Here is a 20,258-nt window from a genome sequence, read left to right as displayed (position 1 = left end):
TCTCAACCCGCCGGTTCCGTCTCCAGCATAACCAGGCCGGACGATCGCGACTTTAGCGAGGCAAACAACTTTACGGCGACGGACTTTCGTCTCCGTCGCGTCGGCGGTCTCATCGATGCTCAGGTAGCAGTCCGGTCCGCCCGCGACTCAGGCGATCCCGTCGATCGCCACCCGCAGGTGCTCCGGCCCGCGCAGGGCGGCGCCCGGCCGGTATGGCGGCGGGTCCTCGACCAGGCGCGGCGCCTTGAGCCGGCGGGCGAGGGCGGTGAGCGCCGCCTCGGCCTCGAACCGGGCGAGCGGCGCGCCCACGCAGTAGTGCAGGCTGCCGCCGAAGCCGAGATGGCGGGTTCCGGTGCGGTCCGGGTCGAACCGGTCGGGATCGGGGAAGACGGCCGCGTCGCGGTTGGCGGAGGCCAGCAGCAGCACGAGGTCGGCCCCCTCGGGGATCGTGACCCCCGCGATGTCGATGGGCGACAGCGTCCGCCGCGTCCGGAACTGCACCGGCGGCTCGTAGCGCATCAGCTCCTCGATCAGCCTCGGGGCCCGGAGCGGATCCTGCCGCAGGCGCTCCAGCTCGTCCGGATGCCGCAGCAAGGTCAGCAGGCCGTTGGTGATCAGGTTCACGGTGGTCTCGTGCCCGGCCACCAGCATCAGGATCGAGGTGGCGATCAGGTCGTAGTCGCCCATCTTCACGCCGGCCGGGGTGGCGTGGTTGGCGAGGCCCGACAGCATGTCGTCCTGCGGGTGCCTGCGCTTCTCCCTGATCAGGTCGGCCATGTAGCCGCCGATCGCGTCGAAGGTCCGGCTGTTGGCGGCGCGGATCTCGGTGTCGGACAGGCTGTCGGGCTCCAGGGCGGTGGCGAGCTGCGTCGCCCAGCCGTGGAACTTCGGCTCGTCCTCCCGGGGCACGCCGAACAGCTCGCAGATCACCGTCACGGGCAGCGGGTAGGCGAGGTCGTCGACCGCGTCGATCTCCCGGGCACCGCACTTCTCGTCGAGCAGGTCGGCCACCAGCCGGTCGGAGCGGGCGCGCATCGCCTGGACGCGCTCGCGGGAGAACTGGTGCATCACCGCCGAGCGCAGGGTGTCGTGGTCCGGCGGGTCGCGGAAGATGAAGACCCGGTGCCGGTCCATCATCCAGTCCTTGAGCGGCTTGACGATCAGGTCGGTGAGGGGGTTGCCGGTGCGCGGCCGGTCGGCCGGCGGCAGCGTGTCGGAGCTGACCCGCGGGTCCTGAAGCAGTTGCGCGACGGTGCCGTGGGTCGCCGCCACCCAGGTGCCCGCCTCGGTGCCGTCGTCCTGGCGCGAGACGGGATTCTCCCGCAGCTTCGCGTAGACCGGGTAGGGGTTCGGCCGGTTGGCGAAGTCCTTGACCTGGTCGAGGAGGGTGGCGTCGGGCATGCGGTCTCCTTCACGCATCTACCCGGACGGCGGCCACCGGCCCTCCGGAAAAGATGCCGCGACAGCAAAGGCTTCGCGCGTCGTGGCGGTTCCGCCCCGCTCGGGAGGCGCGATAGCGAGGCCTAGGCGAAGCCCGGCTCGAAGACCGTGACGCCCTTCGGCCGGTCGGTCGCGGCGCCCGCGGGCGGGAACGGGGCGCGGGCCTCGACCAGCTCCGCATGGGCGGGCAGCCAGCGGGCGGAATCCACCGAGACCGCCGCGATGCAGCGCCCCGCGCGGCCGTAGGTGGCGACGAAGCGGCCGGCTGCCGGATCGCCCTGCGTGATCGCCACCGCGTCGGCGCCCTCGGTCAGGCCGACGGATTTCACCACGAGGTCGCCCTGCGTCGACCAGAAGGTCGGCAGGGCGCCGTAAGGGACTTCAGGCTCCGCGCCGGCGAGGAGCCGGCCGGCATGGACGCCCTGCGCCACCGCGTGGCTCCAGTGCTCCAGGGCGACGCGCCGGCCGTCGTAGAGCGGGTGGGGAAAGCGCGCCACATCGCCGGCGGCGGCGATGCGCGGGTCGGGCCCGCCGTCGGAATCGAGGACGTGGCCGTGCGCGTCGCAATCGACCCCGCCCGGATCCGCCGACAGGCCGGACCCGTCGAGCCACTCGGTGTTGCGCACCGCTCCCAGGGCGATGACGGCGACGTCGGCCGCGAGGCTGCTGCCGTCGACGAGGTGGGCGCGCACCAGCCGGCCGTCCCGGCCCTCCAGCCACTCGACCTCGCGGCCGCAGCGCAGCGCGACCCCGTGGCCCTCGTGGATCGCGCCGATGAACGCCCCGACGGTGCTGCCGAGGACGCGGCCCAGGGGCGTCGGGCCGGGCTCGACCAGGGTGACCGGGAGGTCGAGCTGCCGGCACAGGCTCGCGACCTCGCAGCCGATGAAGCCGGCGCCGATCACCAGCACGTGCCGCGGGCCGGCGGCCAGCGCCCGCCGCAGGGCGGCGGCGTCGTCCCGCCCGCGCAGGGTGAAGACGCCGGCGAGGCGGCCCTCGTGCGGGTTCGCCCAGGGGCGGGCGCGGGTGCCGGTGGCGATGAGCAGGCGGTCGTAGGGGAGGGTCCGCCCGTCCGCGAGGCTGACCGTGCGCGCCTGCCGGTCGAGGCGCCGAGCCGCGCTGCCGAGCTGCCAGTCGGCCGCGAGGGCGCCGACCCCCGGCAGGGTCGTGGCCTCCGCCGGGACCGCGCCGGTGAGGACGTGCTTCGAGAGCGGCGGCCTGTCGTAGGGAAAATGGGGCTCGTCGCCGACGATCGTCAGCGGGCCGGAGAAGCCCGCCTCGCGCAGGGCCTCGGCCCCGCGCAGGGCCGCCAGGCCGGCGCCCACGATCAGCACACGCCCGGACTCCCGCGCCATCAGGCGCCCCGCTCCGGATCCTCGACCCGGATCGCCTGGACCGGGCAGGCGACGCGCGCCCGCTCGATGTCGTCCCGGTCCCGCGCGGCGGGGGCGGGATCGTAGAACAGGGCCTCGTGCCCCTCGATGCGGAAGTGCCGCGGTGCCGCGTAGCAGCACTGGGCGTAGGCTTGGCACAGGTTGAGATCGACGCTCACCCGCAGGCCGGGCGGGGGACCGGAGGACACATCGGCTGGGGCGGACATGGCGGGGCAACCGCGCGCGCCGCCGCGGGTTCCGCGGGCCTTCGTCGCGGGCTTGATCGCCGCGATCCGTCGCCGGACCGCCGGACGGCATCCGCCGGCGCGCGTCATCCGTATTAAACGTGTTTCGGCGATCCTGGTGGAAATGCAGCGACGCGATTCCCCTGCGCGGCGGTTCGATCTATTGTTGCGCTGCTCCGCGGATCTGTCCGAAACCCCGCGATGACAGGAGGGCACCATGCCGCACGGTGCGCGAACGAGCCTCGCCGCCCTCATGCTGATCCTCGGGATCGGCGGCGCCTCCGCCGAATCCGCCGCCACGACCTGGACGGATCCGCCGGCCCACAAGGCCGTGCCCCCGAAGGCGCCGGCCTCCGACCCGAAGGCCGCCGCGCCGGCGCCGTCCGCCGCGACCCCCGCCGCGGCGACCGAGACCCGGTCGCCCCCCGCCCGGCGGAAGGCCGTGGCCGTGGCCGTGCGACGCGCGCCGGAGCCGAAGGCCGCCCGCGCGGCGTCGGTGCCCAAGCGGGTCGCCGCCGCGCCGCGCCGCGCCCGCGTCGCGGCGGCGCCGGCCCGGACCTTCCGGGGCGCCCCGCAGGTCGTCGCGGCGGCACCGCCCCCCCCGGAGGGCTACGCCCGCTACCGGGCCTACAATTACGGGCCGGGCTACGGCTACGGCTACGCGCCGGGTTACGCCGCGGGCTACACCGACGACCGCCTCGACCGCCTGAGCAGCGCCCAGGCCGCCGGCTACGTCGTTGTCCACCGCCGGACGGTGCAGTTCCCCGACGGCCGCACCCTGCGGGTCTACCGCCCGGACGACGAGGGCGAGCCGTTCTGACCTGAACCCGCCGCGAACACCGCCCGCAGGGGCGCCCGCAGGATCTTCCCGGCGGGGTTGCGGGGCAGGAGCCCGTCCCAGATCTCGATCCGCACCGGCACCTTGAACGCCGCGAGCCGCTCGGCCGCGAAGGCGCGGATTGCCTCCGGCCCGGCCTCGGCGCCCTCGGCGAGCACCACGATGGCGCCGGGCTCCTCGCCCAGCGTCGGGTGGGGCACCGGCAGCACCACGGCGTCGATCACGTCCGGGTGCTCGTAGAGGGCGTTCTCGACCTCGCAGCAGTAGATGTTCTCGCCGCCGCGGATCAGCATGTCCTTGATCCGGTCGACGATGGTCAGGAAGCCCTCGTCGTCGGCGCGGCCGAGGTCGCCGGTGCGCAGCCAGCCCTCGGAGAGGACCTCCGCGGTGGCGGCCGGGTCGTCCCAGTAGCCGCGGACCACGTTCGGGCCCTTCACGCACAGTTCGCCGACGCTGCCCGGCGGCAGATCCTGCCCGAGGGGATCGAGGATCCGCACCTCGCAGACCGGCAGGGGCGGGCCGCAGGATTCCGGGTGGGCGAGGTAATCCTCGCCCTGGTGGTGGGTGAAGGTCGCCGAGGTCTCGGTCATGCCCCAGCCGGTGCCCGGGACGACCCGCGGCAGGGCCTCGCCCAGCGCCCGCACGAGGTCGCCGGCGGCCGGGGCGCCGCCGTAGGTGACGCCCTCGAGGGTCGGCAGGGGCCGGCCGGCCTCGCGGGCCGCGTTGGCGAGCTGCCACGCGATGGTCGGCACGCCGCCCGCGCTGGTGCAGCCCTCCCGCTCGATCAGGTCGAGGGCCGCGCCCGCGTCCCAGCGGTGCATCATCACCAACCGGTGGCCACCGTAGAGGGCCGCCCCCAGGCTCGCGTGGCAGCCGGTGACGTGGAACAGCGGGATCACCAGCAGCGCCGCCCGCTGCGGCGCGGCCGGGTCGGGCTTCGGCGGCGCCTCGCCCCGGCGCAGGGCGCTGCGCGCCGCCGAGTAGGGGTAGGCCATCACCGTGGTGGCGGCCGCCCGGTGGGTGCCGACGGCTCCTTTCGGCTTGCCCGTCGTGCCCGAGGTGTAGAACAGGGTCGCGTCGTCCTCCGGGTCGAGGGCGATGTCGGGCGGGGGCATGTCGGGCAGGGCGCCCCAGTCCCGAACCGGCCCGACGATGTCGGCGAGCGGCGTCGCCCGGGGGTCCCGCGCCGTCCGGGTGGTGAGGACCCGCTCGAGGGCCGGGCACTCGGGCAGGTGCGGGGCGATGCGGTCGAAGCGCTCGCCGTCGGCGATCAGCACCCGCGCCCCCGAATGCTGCAGCCCGTAGGCGAGTTCGGGCCCGGTCCACCACGCGTTGAGCGGCGTCGCGATCGCCCCGGCAAGCAGGGCGCCGAAATAGCTCACCGGCCATTCGGGCAGGTTGCGCTGCGCGATGGCGACCCGGTCGCCCTTGCGCACGCCGGCCTCGACGAGCGCCCGCGCCAGGGCGGTGGCGGCGCGGGCGAAGCCCGTGAAGGTCACGCGCTCGTCCTGGTAGACCACGAAGGTCTTGTCCCCGTGGCCGCGCGCGATCCGGAACAGGTCGCCGAGCGTCGGCGGGGCCTTCTCCCAGATCCGGGTCGGCACGCCTCGGATGTCGATCGTCGTGATCGCGAAGGGCCCCCCTGAGGCGGTGAGCCGCGCCTCGGCCTCGCGGAAGGGCAGGGCCGGCCAGCCGGCGGGGATGCGGGGATCGGAGCTCATCGCGCGATCGTCACGCCGCCGTCGATCACGAGCGCCTGGCCGGTCACGAACCGGCTGGCCGCCGAGGCCAGGAACACGGCCGCGCCGGCGATCTCGTCGGGCTCGCCGATCCGGCGCAGGGGGGCGGCGTCCGTGGTGGCGGCCAGCATCTCCGGATCCTCCCACAGGGCCCGGGCGAAGTCGGTGCGGATCAGCCCCGGGCAGAGGCAGTTCACCCGCACGTTGGCGGGGCCGTACTCCACCGCGTAGTTGCGGGCGAGCTGGAGGTCGGCGGCCTTCGAGACGTTGTAGGCGCCGATGACCGGCGAGCCCTTGAGCGCCCCGATCGAGGAGACGATGACGATGGCGCCGTCGCGCCGCGCCACCATGCCGGGGGCGACCCTCTGGATCAGCCAGTGGTTCGACAGGACGTTGTTCTCGAGGATCTTCCGGAACTGCGCGTCGGAGATGCCGGCCAGCGGCCCGTAATAGGGGTTGCTGGCGGCGTTGCAGACCAGCACGTCGACCGGCCCGAGCCGGTTCTCGGTCTCGGCGACCAGGGTTTCCAGCTCCTCCTTCACCGAGATGCTGGCCGGGATCGCCACGGCGCGGCCGGCGCCGTGGGCGGCCTCGATCTCGGCCACGACCGCCTCGCAGGCCTCGCGCTTGCGCGACGAGATCACCACCCGGGCGCCGTGCTCGGCCATCCGCAGGGCGATCGCCCGCCCGATGCCCCGGGACGAGCCGGTGATGAGGGCGGTTTTGCCGGTCAGATCGAACAGGGACATGGCTCGCCTCTGCGCTGGATGAACTGGCGAACGGCTTCGATCGTCGTTCCGCGGGATCTGGCGGCCGCGACGCGCCCCCTCTCCCGCACGGGAGAGGGGACCCGCGCCCCGTCCGGCCGCCGACAATCTCGCCGGACGGCGCCCATCGTCATGGCCCCGCCCGCATCGACCGGCGCAGGCGCGCCATGCCGGCGAGCCAGCGCTCGGGATCCTCGGCCCGGCGGCGGGCGTACTCGGCCACCTGCGGGTGCGGCAGGATCAGGAAACGCCCCGCCGCCAGCCCGTCGAGGGCGGCTTCGGCCACGGCCTCCGGCGCCAGCACGCCGTCGCGCGACGCGGCGCTGGCGGCCCCCAGCATGGCGGTGTCGACGCCCTGCGGGCACAGGGCGGCGACCCGGATCCCGTCCTCGGCATGGGCGATGGCGAGGTGCTCCAGGAAGGCGAGCGCCGCGTGCTTGGTGGCCGAGTAGGTGGCGCTGCCGATCTGGCTGAGCAGCCCCGCGGCCGAGACCGTGCCGAGGAACGCGCCCCCGCCCCGGGCGCGCCAGAGCGGAACCAGCACCCGCGCCGCGTGGACGTGGCCCATCACGTTCACCGCCCAGGCGCGCGCCCAGCTCTCCGGGTCGGCGGAGGTGGCGAGATCCGGATCGGGGTCGCGCTCCAGGATGCCGGCGTTGGAACAGTAGAGCGCGACCGGGCCGATCTCGGCCTCGATCCGTGCCAGGATCGCGGCGACCGCCTCCGCGTCGCCGACGTCGAGCCTGAAGGCCCGTCCGCCGAGTTCCGCCGCCGCGGCCTCCGCCCCGTCCCCGTCCCGGTCGAGGGCCACGATCGTCGCGCCCCGGGCCCTGGCCGCGACCGCGAGCGCCCGGCCGATGCCCCGTGCGGCCCCCGTGACGGCGACGACGCGGCCGGCGAGCTCCATGCTCAGGCCCCCGCCCGCTCGGCGAAGACCCAGGCCGCGGCGGCGAGCTTCGGCACGCGCGCCGCCATGGCGGAGGCGTGCTCGCTCGCGGCGTTGCCAGCCTTGGCGCGGGCGGCAACCCCCTGCAGGATGCCGACCAGCCGGAACAGGTTGTAGGCGAAGTACCAGTCGAGGTCGGGCAGGCTTTTCCGATCGGCCGCCCGGCAGTACAGCGCCACCGCCTCGTCCCGGGTGGGGATACCCAGAGCCGTCAGGTCGAGCCCACCGAGCCCGCTGCGCCCGTCGGCCGGCAATTCCCACTGCATCAGCAGGTAGCTGAAATCGGCGAGCGGATCGCCGAGCGTCGACAGCTCCCAGTCGAGGACGGCGCTGACGCCGCCGTCGCGGGAGAAGATCAGGTTGTCGAGGCGGTAGTCGCCGTGGACCACGCAGGCACCCTGCTGCTCCGGCACGGTCCGGGGCAGCCACGCGATCAGGCGCTCGACATCCTCCAGGCGCCCGTCCTCGGCGGCGCGGTACTGGCGAGTCCAGCGGTCGACCTGCCGGGCGAAGTAGTTGCCGGGCCGGCCGTAATCGGCGAGCCCCGCCGCCTCCGGGTCGATGGCGTGGAGCCGGGCGAGCGTCGCGATCATGCCGGCATAGTGCCGGTGGCGGGCGTGGGGGTCGAGGCCCGGCAACGCCCCGTCCCAGTGCACGGCACCGTCGACCGCCTCCATCACGTAGAAGGCCGCGCCGATGATGTCGGGATCCTCGCACAGCGCGAAGGGGCGCGGCACCGGGAAGCCCTCGCCGTAGAGGGCGCCGATCACCCGGAACTCGCGGTCCACCGCGTGCGCGGAGGGGAGGAGCGCGCCGAAGGGTTTCCGGCGCAGCACGTAGGCCTGGCCGGGCGTGTCGAGCCGGTAGGTCGGGTTCGACTGGCCGCCGCGGAACTGCTGCACGGTCAGCGGGCCGGCGTAGCCGCGGACGTGCCCTTCCATCCAGGCGGAAAGCCGCGCCTCGTCGATCCGGTGGCGCGGCTCGACCGGCTTCACGCCGGAGAAGACATCGGCGTCGCTCATGCGCGCTCCGCCTCGCTTCTGTTGGTGTAGCGCCCGAATTCCAGCCGGGCGATCGAGCGGTTGTGGACCTCGTCCGGCCCGTCGGCGAGCCGCAGGGTGCGGATATGGGCGTACATCTTGGCGAGCCCGAAATCCTCCGAGACGCCGGCGCCGCCATGGGCCTGGATGGCGTCGTCGATCACCTTGAGGGCGACCCGCGGCGCCGCGACCTTGATCATGGCGATCTCGAGCTTGGCGCCCTTGTTGCCGACCTTGTCCATCATGTCGGCGGCCTTCAGGCAGAGGAGGCGGGTCATCTCGATGTCGATCCGCGCCTCGGCGACCCGCTGCTCCCAGACCGACTGCTCGCTGATCCGCTTGCCGAAGGCGACGCGGGACACGAGCCGCCGCGCCATGGCCTCCAGCGCCACCTCGGCCGCCCCGACGGTGCGCATGCAGTGGTGGATGCGGCCTGGCCCGAGCCTACCTTGCGCGATCTCGAAGCCGCGCCCCTCGCCGAGGATCAGGTTCTCGGCCGGCACGCGAACGTTCTCCAGCACCACCTCGCCGTGGCCCTTGGGCGCGTCCTCGTAGCCGAAGACCGGGAGCAGGCGCTCCACCCTGACCCCCGGCGTGTCCATGGGCACGAGGATCTGCGATTGCTGCCGGTGGCGGGGGGCCTCCGGATCGGTCTTGCCCATCAGGATCGCGATGCGGCAGCGCGGATCGCCGACGCCGGTCGACCACCATTTGCGGCCGTGGATGACGTAGTGGTCGCCGTCGCGGCGTATCGACGTGCTGATGTTGGTGGCGTCCGAGGAGGCGACCTCCGGCTCGGTCATCAGGAAGGCCGAGCGGATCTCTCCGGCCATCAGGGGCTTGAGCCACCGGTCCTTCTGGGTCGCAGTGCCGTAGCGGTGCAGCACCTCCATGTTGCCGGTGTCGGGCGCCGCGCAGTTGAACACCTCCGAGGCGATCCCGACACGGCCCATCTCTTCGGCGCAGAGGGCGTAATCGAGGTTGGTCAGGCCGGCGCCGCGATAGGCGTCGGTGTCGTGCTCGGGGGAGGGCGGCAGGAACAGGTTCCACAGGCACTCGGCCCGGGCCTTCTCCTTCAGCCGCTCCATCGTGGGGGAGGGTTCGCGGCTCTGCGCGCGCTCGGCCGCCACCGCGGCGGCGGCCGGCAGGATCGCGTCGGCGATGAAGGCGCGGACGCGGGTCAGCCAGTGCGTCTGGGACTGGGAGAGGGTGAAGTCCACGGTGTCCGCTCCCTAGGGTTTCTCTGCCGGGAGAGCGCACCGAGCTTGCGTGCGCGGGCTGCCCGCCTTCCCATTGCCTTCACCCACGGCGCGACGCGCCCCCTCTCCCGTGCGGGAGAGGGTTGGGGTGAGGGACGAGAAGCCACAGGATCGAGCCCGCCCTTGTCGCGCAGTCAGGTCGAGCCCTCTCTGGACAGACCTGATCCCTCACCCTGTCCCTCTCCCGTACGGGAGAGGGGACCCGCGCTCCGACCCGAATCGAACGTGACGCTCGATCGACCCACATCACGCCGCCGCTCACAGATAGGCCGATCCCATCTCGCTGGCGAAGCGCTGCGGCGGCCCTTCCCAGACGATCCGCGCCTGCTCCAGCACGTAGACCCGGTCGGCGTGGGGGAGCGCGAAGGTGACGTTCTGCTCGCCGAGCAGGACCGTGATCGGCGTGGTCTGACGCAGCTTCTCCAGCGCCTTCGACAGCAGCTCCAGGATCACCGGGGCGAGGCCGAGCGTCGGCTCGTCGAGGATCAGGAGGCGCGGCCGCATCATCAGCGCCCGGGCGATGGTCAGCATCTGCTGCTCCCCGCCCGAGAGGGTGCGGGCGGTCTGGCCCTCGCGGGCCTTGAGGATCGGGAACAGCTCGTAGAGCCACTCCCGCTGCTTGGCGCTCTCGGCCTTCGGGAAGTGCTGGCCGCCGAGATCGAGGTTCTCGCGCACGCTGAGGTCGCCGAACAGCTCGCGGGTCTCCGGCACCTGGACGATGCCGGCCCGCGCGATGGCGGCGGGCTTCATCCGGGCGAGGTCCTGGCCGTCGAACCGGATCGCGCCGGTATGCGGCACGAGGCCCGAGATGGCGTTGAACAGCGTGGTCTTGCCGGCGCCGTTCAGGCCCACCACCGAGACGAACTCGCCCTCGTGGACGTGGATCGAGGCGGAGCGCAGGGCCTGCGCCTTGCCGTAGAGCACGTCGACGCCCTCGACGGTGAGCAGCGAGTCCGGCTTGAACGCCGCCTCGGGCCGGGCCGCCGTCTCGATGCTGCCGCCGAGATAGACCCGGCGCACGGTCGGGTCGGCCATCACGGACTCGGCCGAGCCCTCGGCGATGCGCTCGCCGAGATACATGGCGAAGACCCGGTCGACGATGGCCGCGACGCTCTTCACGTTGTGGTCGACGAGGAGCACGGCCTTGCCCTCGTCGCGGAAGCCGCGGATCAGCTCCGAGAAGGCCGCGACCTCGCCGCCGGTCAGGCCCGCGAAGGGCTCGTCGACCAGCACCACCCGGGGGTCGCGGGCGATGGCCTTTGCGAGTTCCAGCCGGCGCAGGTCGGCGAAGGGCAGGGTGCCGGGACGCCGGTCGACGACGGCGCCGAGGCCCACGCGCTCGGCGATTTCTTTCGCGCGCCGCGCCACGTGCGGGTCGGCGGCCAGCCGGATCAGGCTGTCGGGCAGGAGCGCGAGGCTGATGTTCTCCAGCACGGTCTGCCGCTGGAGCGGCCGCGCGTGCTGGAACACGAGCCCGATCCCGGAGCGCGCCACCCGGTGGGCCGGCATGCCGCCGATCTCGGCGCCGTCGAGGCGGATCGAGCCGGCGCTCGGGCGCTCCAGCCCCATGATCAGCTTCATCACGGTGGACTTGCCCGAGCCGTTCGGGCCGATCAGGCCGAGGATCTCGCCGGGCCGCAGGTCGAGGTCGATCTCCTTGACGGCGACGAGGCCGCCGTAGCGCTTGGTCAGGCCGCGCACGGTGAGGCAGGGCTCGGCCAGGACGGGCGACACGGCCGGCGGGGGCGCGACGGCGACGGTCATCGGGCTCTCCGGAGCGATCCGAGGCCGAGCAGCCCCGAGGGCACGAACAGGATCACCAGCAGCGCCACCGCCGAGACCACGAAGGTCGAGAGGCCGCCGAGCGGGCGCAGCAGCTCGCCCGCCGCGATCAGGAACACGGCGCCGAGCGCCGCGCCCACGATGGTGCGCCGGCCGCCGAGCACCGCCGCGATGATCACCTGCACGCCGACCGACGTGTTGATCAGCGTGCCGACCGAGGCGGTGCCCATGTAGAAGACCACCAGCCCGCCCGCGAGGCCCGAGAAGGCGGCGCTGACCGCGAAGGCCGCGAGCTTGTGCTTGGCGACGTTGAAGCCGAGCGCCCCGGTCACCACCGGGTCCTGCCCGGCGGCCTGGAGGATCAGCCCCGCGGGCGAGCGCGCGATGGCGGTGAGGATCAGGCCGGAGACCGCCATGAAGCCGAGCGCCAGCCAGTAATTGGTGTCGGCGTCGATCGAGATGACGTCGGGTACGGTCAGGCCGATCTCGCCGCCGGTGAGGCCGGAGAAGACCACGATCATGTTCTGCAGGAGCAGCACCGCCACCAGGGTGATCAGGCCGAAATAGGGCCCGCGCACCTTTAGCGCCGGCAGCGCCAGGGCGAGGCCGCCGACCACGGCGAGCACCGTCCCGACCGCGAGGCAGTAGGGGATCGGCAGCTCGTAGCGGTTGTTGAGGATGCCGGCACCGTAGGCCCCGAGGCCGATCAGGAAGGTCGGGCCGAAGTTCACCTCGCCGGCGAAGCCGAAGAGCAGGTCCCAGGCCATGGAGAACACGCCGAAATAGTAGGCGATGGTCAGGAGGCCGAGGATGTAGCCGGAGACCCACCAGGGCAGGGTGGCGGCGGCCGCGACGGCGAGGATCGCGATCCAGAAGCCGGGGATGGTGAGGAGCTTCATGGATTAGCCAGACCGGGACCGACTGCGAGGGATCCGATTGCCCGAAGCGATACGGGCAAGGCGCGGGTCCCCTCTCCAGTGCGGGAGAGGGACAGGGGGAGGGATCAGGTCTTGCAGGACGAGGCGCGACCGGAATGCGCGGGGATAGGGTGCTCCATCCGGAGCCTTCTCATCCCTCACCCCAGCCCTCCCCCGCTCGGGAGAGGGGGTGCGTCGCGCTCTGCGGCCGGCGTCGATGCCCCACTCCGGTTCCATCATCACCGCCGCCCCAGCAGGCCCTGCGGGCGCAGGTACATGACGGCGACCAGCAGGAGCAGTGCCGGGATCACCCGGTAGGCCGGCGAGATCAGGTAGGCGGTGGCGGTCTCGAGGTACCCCACCACGTAGGCGGCGATCAGCGAGCCGGTGACGCTGCCCAAGCCGCCCAGCACCACGATCGAGAAGGCGCTCGCGGTGAGCGGCCCCACCGAGTACGAGGACACTCCCAGGAACATCCCGAGCAGCACCCCGGCGGTGCCGGCGAGCAGGCCGTAGATCGCCCAGACCGCCACGTAGATCTTGCCCATGTCGTGGCCGAGCAGCGTGACGCCCCGCGGATTCATGGAGGCCGCGAGGAGGACCTTGCCGGCCCGCGCCCGGTTCACGAACAGCCAGAGCAGGCCGATCACGATCCAGCAGATCACCGCGGTGAAGACCTGGTTCCGCGGCGTCCGCACGCCCGCGATCTCGAAGACGCCCTCGACGATCGGCAGCACGGTCTTCGGGTTGTCGGTGAAGAAGTAGGCCACCAGCTCCTGGATCATGATCCCCCAGAGCAGGGTGCCGGTGAGCACGAAGATCTCCTTCTCCTCCCGCGGGATCGCCCGGCTGCGCTCGATCGGCGCGACCACCGCGAAGTAGGTGACCAGCGCGCCCGCGAGCCCGCACAGGATGCCGATCGCCGCGCCCGCGTAGGAGCCGAGTCCGAACAGCGCCGAGGCCGCCCAGGCCGCCACCGCGGCCATGACCATCAGGGCGCCGTGGGTCAGGTTGAGGACGCCCGAGACCCCGAAGATCAGGGTGAAGCCCATCGCGCCGAGCGCGTAGAGGGCCGAGATCGCGAAACCGTCGACGAGGATCTGGAGGCCGATCACCGCGCTCTCCCCGCCCGACCTACTGGACCGCCGGCTTGACCGCAGGGGGCAGGATCATGGTCCCGTTGGCGGTCGCGGCCGGCCAGATCGCCACCTGCTTGCCGTTCTGCCACTGCCCGAGCACGCTGGTCATCAGGCCGGGCCCGTACTGGATCGAGTGGGTGAACGGGTCGTCCTTGCCGTAGAACTTGAGATGCCCGACCGTGCCGACGTAGTCGGTCTTCTCCAGGGCCTCGACGAGCTTGTCGGCCTCCGTGGAGCCGGCCCGCTTGATCGCCTCCGCGCTGTAGTAGACGGCGTCGTACGCCATGAAGCCCGCGTAGGAGGGCGCGCCGCCGAAGCGCTTGGCGAAGGCCTCACCGAAGGGGATCGTCTTCTCGGTGAGCGCCACGCCCGGCAGCGCCACGCTGTCGAACAGCACGCCCTGCGTGCCGCCGTTGGTGTTGGCCCAGAAGGTCGAGGAGGTCGCCTGGCCGCTGATCCCCGTCATGGCGATCGGCACCTGCTGGTTCTGCCACTGCACCGTCGGCTGGACGCCGACATGGGCGATGCCGGTGACGATCAGGTCGGGCTTGGCCGCCTCGATCTTGTTGTAGATCGGCGTGAAGTCGCCCGTGTCCGGCGAGAAGCGGACGTGCTCGACCACCTTCAGCCCGGATTTCGGCAGGCATTCCTGGTAGGCGGCGTCGAGCGGCCGGGTCCAGGCCGCGTCCTCGCTCATGATCGCGGCGGTCTTGGCCTTGAGCTTCTCGACCAGCACCTCCTTGGCCGAGTCGCAGACCGCCTGCGCCAGGGCGTGCGAGGTCAGGTAGCCGTGGAAGGTGTACTTGTTGCGGGCGTAGTCCTTGTGGACCGCGACGCTGATCTCGTTCGAGGCCGCGCCGGGCGTGATCATCGGCGTCTTGAGCCGGGCCGCCCAGGGCATGAGTGCCAGCACGACCTCCGAGATGTAGCTGGCGATGACGAGGTTGACCTTGTCCTCGGAGACCGCCCGCTGGAAGGCGCGGACCGCGTCGGAGGCGGAGGACTTGTTGTCGTAGGTGACGACCTGGATCTGGCGGCCGTCGATGCCGCCCTTGGCGTTGATCTCGTCGGCGGCGAGCTGGACGGCCTGCGGGATCGAGGCCCCGGCCACGGACTGCGCCTCGGCGATCACCCCGATCCTGATCGGATCGGCGGCCCGGACGGGCCCGGCGGCGACCAGCCCCGCGGCGATCAGCGCGGGCAGCGTGCGCCGAATCGGGGCAACCCGGGCGGCGGCGCGCACGGTCTCGGACATCGGCGTTCCCTCAATCCCAGTGCCCGAATTTTATATTCGCGGGCTTGGCCCGGACTGTACCCGCGCTCCGACGGATCACAAGGGGCCGTTCGGGACCGGCCGGTGACGTTTGCACCGAGTCGTTTTCCGCCCGGGGTATCGCCGCGCGCAGCGGCGGCCTAGGCTCGCCGCGGCCCTGCGAAGCGCGGGCCCGGCGGCCTCGAAGAAGGGCACGGTCCGGTGGGAAACGCACGCTCGGCCGCGGCCGGGGTTCGCCCCGGACCGCGGCCCCGGAGCCTCAGGAAGCGGCCCGCTCCGCGGCCGGCGCGGGCAGGGGAACCACAGGCATGACCCTGCGCTGGACGCGGCGGCCCGAGGGCTCGACCTGGGGGGATTTTGGCCCCGACGACGAGCGGGGGCGCCTGAACCTGCTCACCCCCGAGAAGGTGCTGCAGGGCGTCGCCGAGGTGCGCGAAGGCCTCACCTTCTGCCTCAGCCTGCCGCTGGACCTGCCGGGCGGCAACGTCCTGAACCCGCGCCGCCACCCGCCGCGGATCACCCCGACGCGCCGCGCCAACGGCCGGCCGAACATGAACTTCCCGGTCTGCGAGGAGGTCGACGGCGCCACCGACGTGATCTGCGACGACCGCGCGCTGATCCACCTGCAATACTCGACGCAGTGGGACTCGCTCGCCCATGTCGGCTCGCTGTTCGACGCGGACGGGGCGGGCGCCGCGCCGACCTTCTACAACGGCTTCCGCGGCGGCCACGACATCGTCGGGCCGAGCGCGCCGGAGGCGGCGGATGAGCCGTCCCGGGCGAAGCGCCTCGGGATCGAGCGCCTCGCCGAGACCGGCATGCAGGGCCGGGCCGTGATGATCGACCTGCGCGCCCATCTCGGCGACGCCAAGACCCGCGTCGGCTACGACCAGCTCGCCCGGATCCTGGAGGCCGACGGCGTCGTGGTGGAGCCGGGCGACATGGTCTGCCTGCACACGGGCTTCGCCGAGCGGCTGATCGCCATGGGCGGCGAGCCGGACCCGAAGCTGGTCCACAACCTCTGCGCCGGGCTCGACGGGCGCGATCCGCGCCTCCTCGACTGGATCACCCGCACCGGCCTGTGCGCGCTGATCGCCGACAACTACGCGGTGGAGGCCTATCCGGCGGGCCCCGGCCCCGCCTGCTGCGCGACGCTGCCGCTCCACGAGCACTGCCTGTTCAAGCTCGGGGTCAATCTCGGCGAATTGTGGCACCTGACGCCGCTCGCCGACTGGCTGCGGGCCCGCGGCCGCAGCCGCTTCCTGCTCACCGCCCCGCCGCTGCGCCTGCCCGGCGCCGTCGGCTCGCCGACGACGCCGATCGCCACGGTGTGAGGATCGGAGCGGTCCCGGGACGCGCTCCCGAGGTCGCCCGGATCAGCCGAGCGCGACGGGCGCGGCGTCGGCGCGCGGCGGGTCGCCGACCGGCTCCGCGGCTTGCTGGGGCGGCCCGGGACGGAGGACGGCGCGCTCGCGGAAATGCGGGATGGCCGCCTCGAACACGGCCTCGGCGGCCGCCCGGTCGCCGGCCGCCACGGCGTCGCGCAGCCGCGCCACCCAGGCGGCGAGCTGGCCCCTGTCGGCGAAGACCGGCCGCGCCGCCATCACCCCGTCGATGCCCGGCAGGGCGATCCGGGGCTCCTCGCGGGCGAACAGGATCTCGTTGAGCCGCTCGCCGGGCCGGGCGCCGGTATAGGCGATCTCGATCTCGGTGCCGGGCTCGAAGCCGGCCAGCCGGATCATCCGCTCGGCGAGGTCAGCGATCCGCACCGGCTGCCCCATCTTGAGCACGTAGACCGCGGCGCGCTCCGCGCCCGACCGGGCCTCGCCGTCGGCGTGCGAGGCCGCCGTCAGCACGAGGTCGCAGGCCTCCCGCACGGTCATGAAGTAGCGGACCATGTCCGGGTGGGTGACGGTGACCGGTCCGCCCCGGGCGATCTGCGCCTTGAACACCGGCACCACGGAGCCCACGGAGCCCAGCACGTTGCCGAAGCGCACGGCGATCAGCCGGGTCGGTTGGTCCGGCCGCGCCGACTGCGCGGCGTCGAGGGCCTGGGCGACCATCTCGGCGAAGCGCTTAGTGACGCCGAGCTGCGAGACCGGCTCGATCGCCTTGTCGGTGGAGATCATCACGAGCGCCCGCGCGCCCGCCGCCACCGCCGCCTCGGCGACGTTGATCGAGCCGAACACGTTGGTCTTGATGCCCTCCTGCCAGTCCCGCTCCAGGAAGGGCACCTGCTTCAGCGCGGCGGCGTGGAGCACGTAGTCGGGCCGGAACGCCGCGATCACCGCGTGCGTGCGCTCCCGGTCGCGGATATCGGCCAGCACCCCCGTCACGGCGGTCTCGGCGGCCAGGATCGCGGGATGGCTGAGGATGCCGTGGAGCGCCGGCTCGGAGGATTCGAGCACCAGCACGGCGGCGGCCCCGAAGGCCACGGCCCGCAGGCAGATCTCCGAGCCGATCGACCCGCCGCCGCCGGTCACCACGACCCGGCGGCCGGCCAGGAACGCCTCCAGGCGCGGCCGGTCGATGGCGACGGTCGGCCGCAGCAGCAGGTCCTCGATCTCCAGCGGCGCCAGTTCCGGCCCCTGCACGCCCTCGCCGAGGCCGACGACCCGGGCCAGGGGCAGGCCGAGGCGCCGGGCGCGGGCGATCAGGTCGTCCGGCGCCGCCTCCGGCACGAGGGCGCTCGGGGCGGCCACGAGCCGCCGCACCGGCTCGCCGCGGGCGGCGAGGTCGGCGACCACGCGCTCGAGATCCGGGAAGCCGCCGAGCACCGGCACGCCGCGCATGAACTGGCCGCGCTCGTCCGCCCGGGGCGACAGGATGCCCCGCGGCGCGAGCTTGCGCACCGAGCCCGCCTCGATCGCCCGGATCAGCACGTCCATGTCGGCGCCGCGCCCGAGGAGCAGGGTCGGGACGGTGGCGGCCCGCGCGCTCGACTGCCGGGAGCGGGTGTCCTTGAGGTAGCGGAACGCGAGACGCGTGCCGCCCAGGAAGAAGATCTGCAGGACCCAGTAGAGCAGGATCGCGATCTTGCCGAAGAAGTAGAAGCCGTAGAGGTCGGACGAGACCAGCACCCAGTCGATCACCAGGAGCGCCAGGGCCAGGACGCTGGCCGCCCGGACGATGCCGGCGAGGTCCTGCAATGAGGCGAAGCGCCACTTGGTCCGGTAGAGCCGGAAGCGGCCGTAAACGAGGCCGGCGAGGACGAGGAACGGCGGCAGCAGCAGGGGCAGGGCGTGCAGGCGCTCGGCCAGCATGCCGCCCTGGAAGCGGAACAGGAAGGTGAGCACCACGGCGGCAGCGGTCGCCGCGAGGTCGTGGGTCACCATCACCGCGGTCTTGTAGAGGCGCTGCTGCATCGTGTGCCGGATGGGATGCCGCGGGGTATCCGCCGCGGCACCGGCCCTGTCAACGCGGCCCGTCCGGGGCCGGAGGCGGCGCCGGCCTCAGCCCAGCGCCCGGGCCGCCGCACCGGCCGCGTCGTCCACCCGGTCGATGTCGGGGGCGTCGATGTGCCGGTAGCGGGCCTGGATCAGCCCGAAGGCCCCGAAGGCGGCGTGGCCGGCCGCCACGAGCCCGAGGAGGATCCAGCCGTAGGGCTGGGCGCGCAGCAGCGCGAAGGCCTCGGCCAGACCCTTGGCATCCGAGGAGCGCTGGTGCCACGCCGCCGCCACGAGGAACCCGCCGATGATCAGGAAGGCGAGACCCCGCGCCGCGTAGCCGAAGCGGCCGATCGGGCCGGCCCAGCGGTCCCGGGCCCGGGCGTCGAGGGCGAGCCGGTCGGTGACGTCCCCGCGCCACGCCTTGCCGAGGAAGCCGAAGCCGCCCGCCACGATCGCGAGGCCGACGAGGGCCACGAGCCAGCGGCCGAAAGGCTTGCTCAGGAGCCACGCGGTGCCGTCATGCACGCCGTCGCCGCCGCTCATGCCCAGGCCGAGGCTGAGCGAGGCCGCGCTGGCGGCGAGACCGAGATAGAGCCCGGCGCTGATCAGGTGGGCGCCGCGCACCGCGAGGCCCTTGGCGGAGGTGCCCCGCCGGTCGGCGTCGGTGATCCCTTCGACGAGGCGCCAGAGGGCGAATCCGGCGAGACCGAGGGCGATCAGGCCGACGACGGCCGCGCCGAACGGCCCGGCCATAACGGCGCGGAGCGCGTCCTTGCTGTCGCCGGCCCGGCCGCCATGCCCGAGCGCCGCCAGCAGGGCCAGGGCGCCGACCACGATGTAGACCACGCCGCGGGCGCCGTAGCCGAAGCGGGCGATGCGCTCGATCGCGTTGCGGCCGCCGGGAAGGGTCCTCATCGGCGGGACCCGGCTTCGGGGAATCGGGCGTCGGGCACGGGCGGCATCCTGTGGGGCGGGAGCGTTCAACGCCCGGCGCCGCGCACCCGATCCGTTGCCGGCATAACCTCCGCGGCCGCCCTACATGGGCGTCCGGTCGGCCCGGCCGGTGAGCGCCACGTAGAAGCCGAGGCCGTCCTGGGCCGGCAGGGTCTGCAGGCGCTCGATCAGGCCGCGGCGCTTCGCGTCGAGGAGCAGGCGCCCGGCCGGCTGGAACAGGGTCTCGCCGCCGCCCTCCGGGGGCGGATCGAGCCGGATCGCCACGGTCTTGCCCTTGGCGAAGCGGCTGCGCTCCAGCATGTCCTTGAGCGAGGCCTCGGCGGTCGCCCGGTTGGTGCCGCGCAGGTCGAGCACCGACTCGGCGTCGGTCACGCCGAGGGAGCCGCGCAGCTTGGCCGCGTAGAAATCTTCGAAATGGGGCAAGTCGGTGCCTTGATGCTTCGCCGTTCGATCAGGTGGGGTGCGGCCGCTCAGAAGGCGAGACCGCGGTAGAGGTCGCGCACCGGCACGGCGCCGTCGAGCTCCGGCAGCGACACGGTGCCGTCGAGCCCGAGGGCCGCGACGCTCCAGTCGTCGCCTTCGCGCCGCCAGACCTCGACCCGCGCCTCGTCGAAATAGACGATCAGCAGGACCGCGAGGCGCGGCACGGTCCGGTAGAAGTCGATCTTCCGGCCGCGGTCGAGGCTCATGGTCGAGGGCGAGAGCACTTCGGCGACGAGGAGCGGGTCGGCGGCGTAGCCCTCCGGCAGCGGCGGCCCGCACCGCACCACCACGTCGGGGATCGGGGCGAAATCGTCCATCGCGGCGCTGAGGATCGCCAGACCCGGCATGGCGCGGCAGCCTCGCGGCTCCGCCAGGGCGTCGAGTCGTCCCGCCAGGTTCATGACAATTCGCTGATGCCGCTCCCGCGGCGGCGCCATGAGCACGGGCTCGCCGTCGAGCAGCTCCCAGCGCTCGTGCGCGGGCCGGCCCTCCACCCAGAGCCTGAACTCGGACACATCCATCCGCGCGTCGCGCTTCGCGGCCAGAGCCATCGCCGATCCCCACCTCGGCCGGATCGTAGCACCGGGCCGGCCGCCCGCAACAGGTCCGACTCGGAAGGCCATCCCCGCGCGCGCGCCACGGCCGATGCCAGGCCGGCCTCCCTCAGGGACTCG

Annotated in this window: 18 protein-coding genes; 2 read left to right on the top strand and 16 right to left on the bottom strand. The window is 73.2% G+C overall.

Features of this window, described 5'->3' with window-relative positions:
• Positions 1 to 147 precede the first annotated feature (147 nt).
• The 3 genes from LOK46_RS09605 to LOK46_RS09595 all read right to left on the bottom strand — a co-directional run bounded on the left by LOK46_RS09605 (position 148) and on the right by LOK46_RS09595 (position 3,040).
• Complete coding sequence (locus tag LOK46_RS09605) at positions 148 to 1,401, bottom strand: cytochrome P450 (RefSeq protein WP_273563560.1); 1,254 nt, start codon at positions 1,399 to 1,401, stop codon at positions 148 to 150.
• A gap of 122 nt (positions 1,402 to 1,523) precedes the next feature.
• Positions 1,524 to 2,795, bottom strand: a complete 1,272-nt coding sequence (locus tag LOK46_RS09600; RefSeq protein WP_273563559.1) for an NAD(P)/FAD-dependent oxidoreductase — start codon at positions 2,793 to 2,795, stop codon at positions 1,524 to 1,526.
• On the bottom strand, positions 2,795 to 3,040 hold the full coding sequence (locus tag LOK46_RS09595) for a ferredoxin (protein WP_273563558.1): 246 nt from the start codon (positions 3,038 to 3,040) through the stop codon (positions 2,795 to 2,797). Before LOK46_RS09595 ends, LOK46_RS09600 begins: the two co-directional genes overlap by 1 nt.
• Positions 3,041 to 3,275: 235 nt before the next feature.
• Here LOK46_RS09595 and LOK46_RS09590 point away from each other — a divergent pair, with 235 nt between their 5' ends.
• Positions 3,276 to 3,878 carry a hypothetical protein gene (locus tag LOK46_RS09590; protein ID WP_273563557.1) on the top strand — a complete coding sequence of 201 codons (603 nt, stop codon included), beginning with the start codon at positions 3,276 to 3,278 and terminating at the stop codon, positions 3,876 to 3,878.
• Here LOK46_RS09590 and LOK46_RS09585 read toward each other — a convergent pair.
• The 9 genes from LOK46_RS09585 to LOK46_RS09545 form a co-directional block, all read right to left on the bottom strand.
• Positions 3,845 to 5,617, bottom strand: a complete 1,773-nt coding sequence (locus LOK46_RS09585; RefSeq protein WP_273563556.1) for a class I adenylate-forming enzyme family protein — start codon at positions 5,615 to 5,617, stop codon at positions 3,845 to 3,847. The genes LOK46_RS09590 and LOK46_RS09585 overlap by 34 nt on opposite strands.
• Entirely contained in the window at positions 5,614 to 6,384 is a 771-nt protein-coding gene (locus LOK46_RS09580) for an SDR family NAD(P)-dependent oxidoreductase (RefSeq protein ID WP_273563555.1), read from the bottom strand. The genes LOK46_RS09585 and LOK46_RS09580 overlap by 4 nt, the downstream gene beginning before the upstream one ends.
• A gap of 148 nt (positions 6,385 to 6,532) precedes the next feature.
• A complete protein-coding gene (locus LOK46_RS09575) occupies positions 6,533 to 7,309 on the bottom strand; it encodes an SDR family NAD(P)-dependent oxidoreductase (protein ID WP_273563554.1) in 777 nt (258 codons plus the stop codon).
• A 2-nt stretch (positions 7,310 to 7,311) separates the two neighbouring features.
• Entirely contained in the window at positions 7,312 to 8,370 is a 1,059-nt protein-coding gene (locus LOK46_RS09570; RefSeq protein ID WP_273563553.1) for a phosphotransferase family protein, read from the bottom strand.
• Complete coding sequence (locus LOK46_RS09565; RefSeq protein ID WP_273563552.1) at positions 8,367 to 9,608, bottom strand: acyl-CoA dehydrogenase family protein; 1,242 nt, start codon at positions 9,606 to 9,608, stop codon at positions 8,367 to 8,369. Before LOK46_RS09565 ends, LOK46_RS09570 begins: the two co-directional genes overlap by 4 nt.
• Before the next feature lie 297 nt (positions 9,609 to 9,905).
• A complete protein-coding gene (locus LOK46_RS09560) occupies positions 9,906 to 11,411 on the bottom strand; it encodes an ATP-binding cassette domain-containing protein (RefSeq protein WP_273563551.1) in 1,506 nt (501 codons plus the stop codon).
• Positions 11,408 to 12,328, bottom strand: a complete 921-nt coding sequence (locus LOK46_RS09555) for a branched-chain amino acid ABC transporter permease (RefSeq protein WP_273563550.1) — start codon at positions 12,326 to 12,328, stop codon at positions 11,408 to 11,410. Before LOK46_RS09555 ends, LOK46_RS09560 begins: the two co-directional genes overlap by 4 nt.
• 257 nt (positions 12,329 to 12,585) lie before the next feature.
• The gene (locus tag LOK46_RS09550; RefSeq protein ID WP_273563549.1) at positions 12,586 to 13,461 is read right to left on the bottom strand and encodes a branched-chain amino acid ABC transporter permease; all 876 of its coding nucleotides are present in this window, start codon (positions 13,459 to 13,461) and stop codon (positions 12,586 to 12,588) included.
• Between the two features lie 19 nt (positions 13,462 to 13,480).
• Positions 13,481 to 14,740 carry an ABC transporter substrate-binding protein gene (locus LOK46_RS09545; protein ID WP_273563548.1) on the bottom strand — a complete coding sequence of 420 codons (1,260 nt, stop codon included), beginning with the start codon at positions 14,738 to 14,740 and terminating at the stop codon, positions 13,481 to 13,483.
• Between the two features lie 326 nt (positions 14,741 to 15,066).
• On the opposite strand from LOK46_RS09545, the gene LOK46_RS09540 reads away from it, so the two are divergent.
• Positions 15,067 to 16,092, top strand: coding sequence for a cyclase family protein (locus tag LOK46_RS09540; protein WP_273563547.1), 1,026 nt, complete (start codon positions 15,067 to 15,069; stop codon positions 16,090 to 16,092).
• Positions 16,093 to 16,134: 42 nt separating this feature from the next.
• On the opposite strand, the gene LOK46_RS09535 is transcribed toward LOK46_RS09540, so the two are convergent.
• The 4 genes from LOK46_RS09535 to LOK46_RS09520 form a co-directional block, all read right to left on the bottom strand.
• Entirely contained in the window at positions 16,135 to 18,123 is a 1,989-nt protein-coding gene (locus LOK46_RS09535) for an SDR family NAD(P)-dependent oxidoreductase (protein WP_273563546.1), read from the bottom strand.
• Between the two features lie 87 nt (positions 18,124 to 18,210).
• Positions 18,211 to 19,062 (bottom strand): DUF1206 domain-containing protein, encoded by an 852-nt coding sequence (locus LOK46_RS09530; protein WP_273563545.1) that lies wholly within the window; start codon positions 19,060 to 19,062, stop codon positions 18,211 to 18,213.
• A gap of 120 nt (positions 19,063 to 19,182) precedes the next feature.
• The gene (locus LOK46_RS09525; protein WP_020096438.1) at positions 19,183 to 19,524 is read right to left on the bottom strand and encodes a hypothetical protein; all 342 of its coding nucleotides are present in this window, start codon (positions 19,522 to 19,524) and stop codon (positions 19,183 to 19,185) included.
• Positions 19,525 to 19,571: 47 nt separating this feature from the next.
• Positions 19,572 to 20,135, bottom strand: coding sequence for a Uma2 family endonuclease (locus LOK46_RS09520; RefSeq protein ID WP_273563544.1), 564 nt, complete (start codon positions 20,133 to 20,135; stop codon positions 19,572 to 19,574).
• Positions 20,136 to 20,258: the final 123 nt, after the last annotated feature.

This window comes from Methylobacterium sp. NMS14P (assembly GCF_028583545.1).
GTDB lineage: Bacteria > Pseudomonadota > Alphaproteobacteria > Rhizobiales > Beijerinckiaceae > Methylobacterium.
The sequence above is the reverse complement of the archived record's forward strand: the minus strand, read 5'-3'. Positions and strand labels throughout refer to the sequence as shown.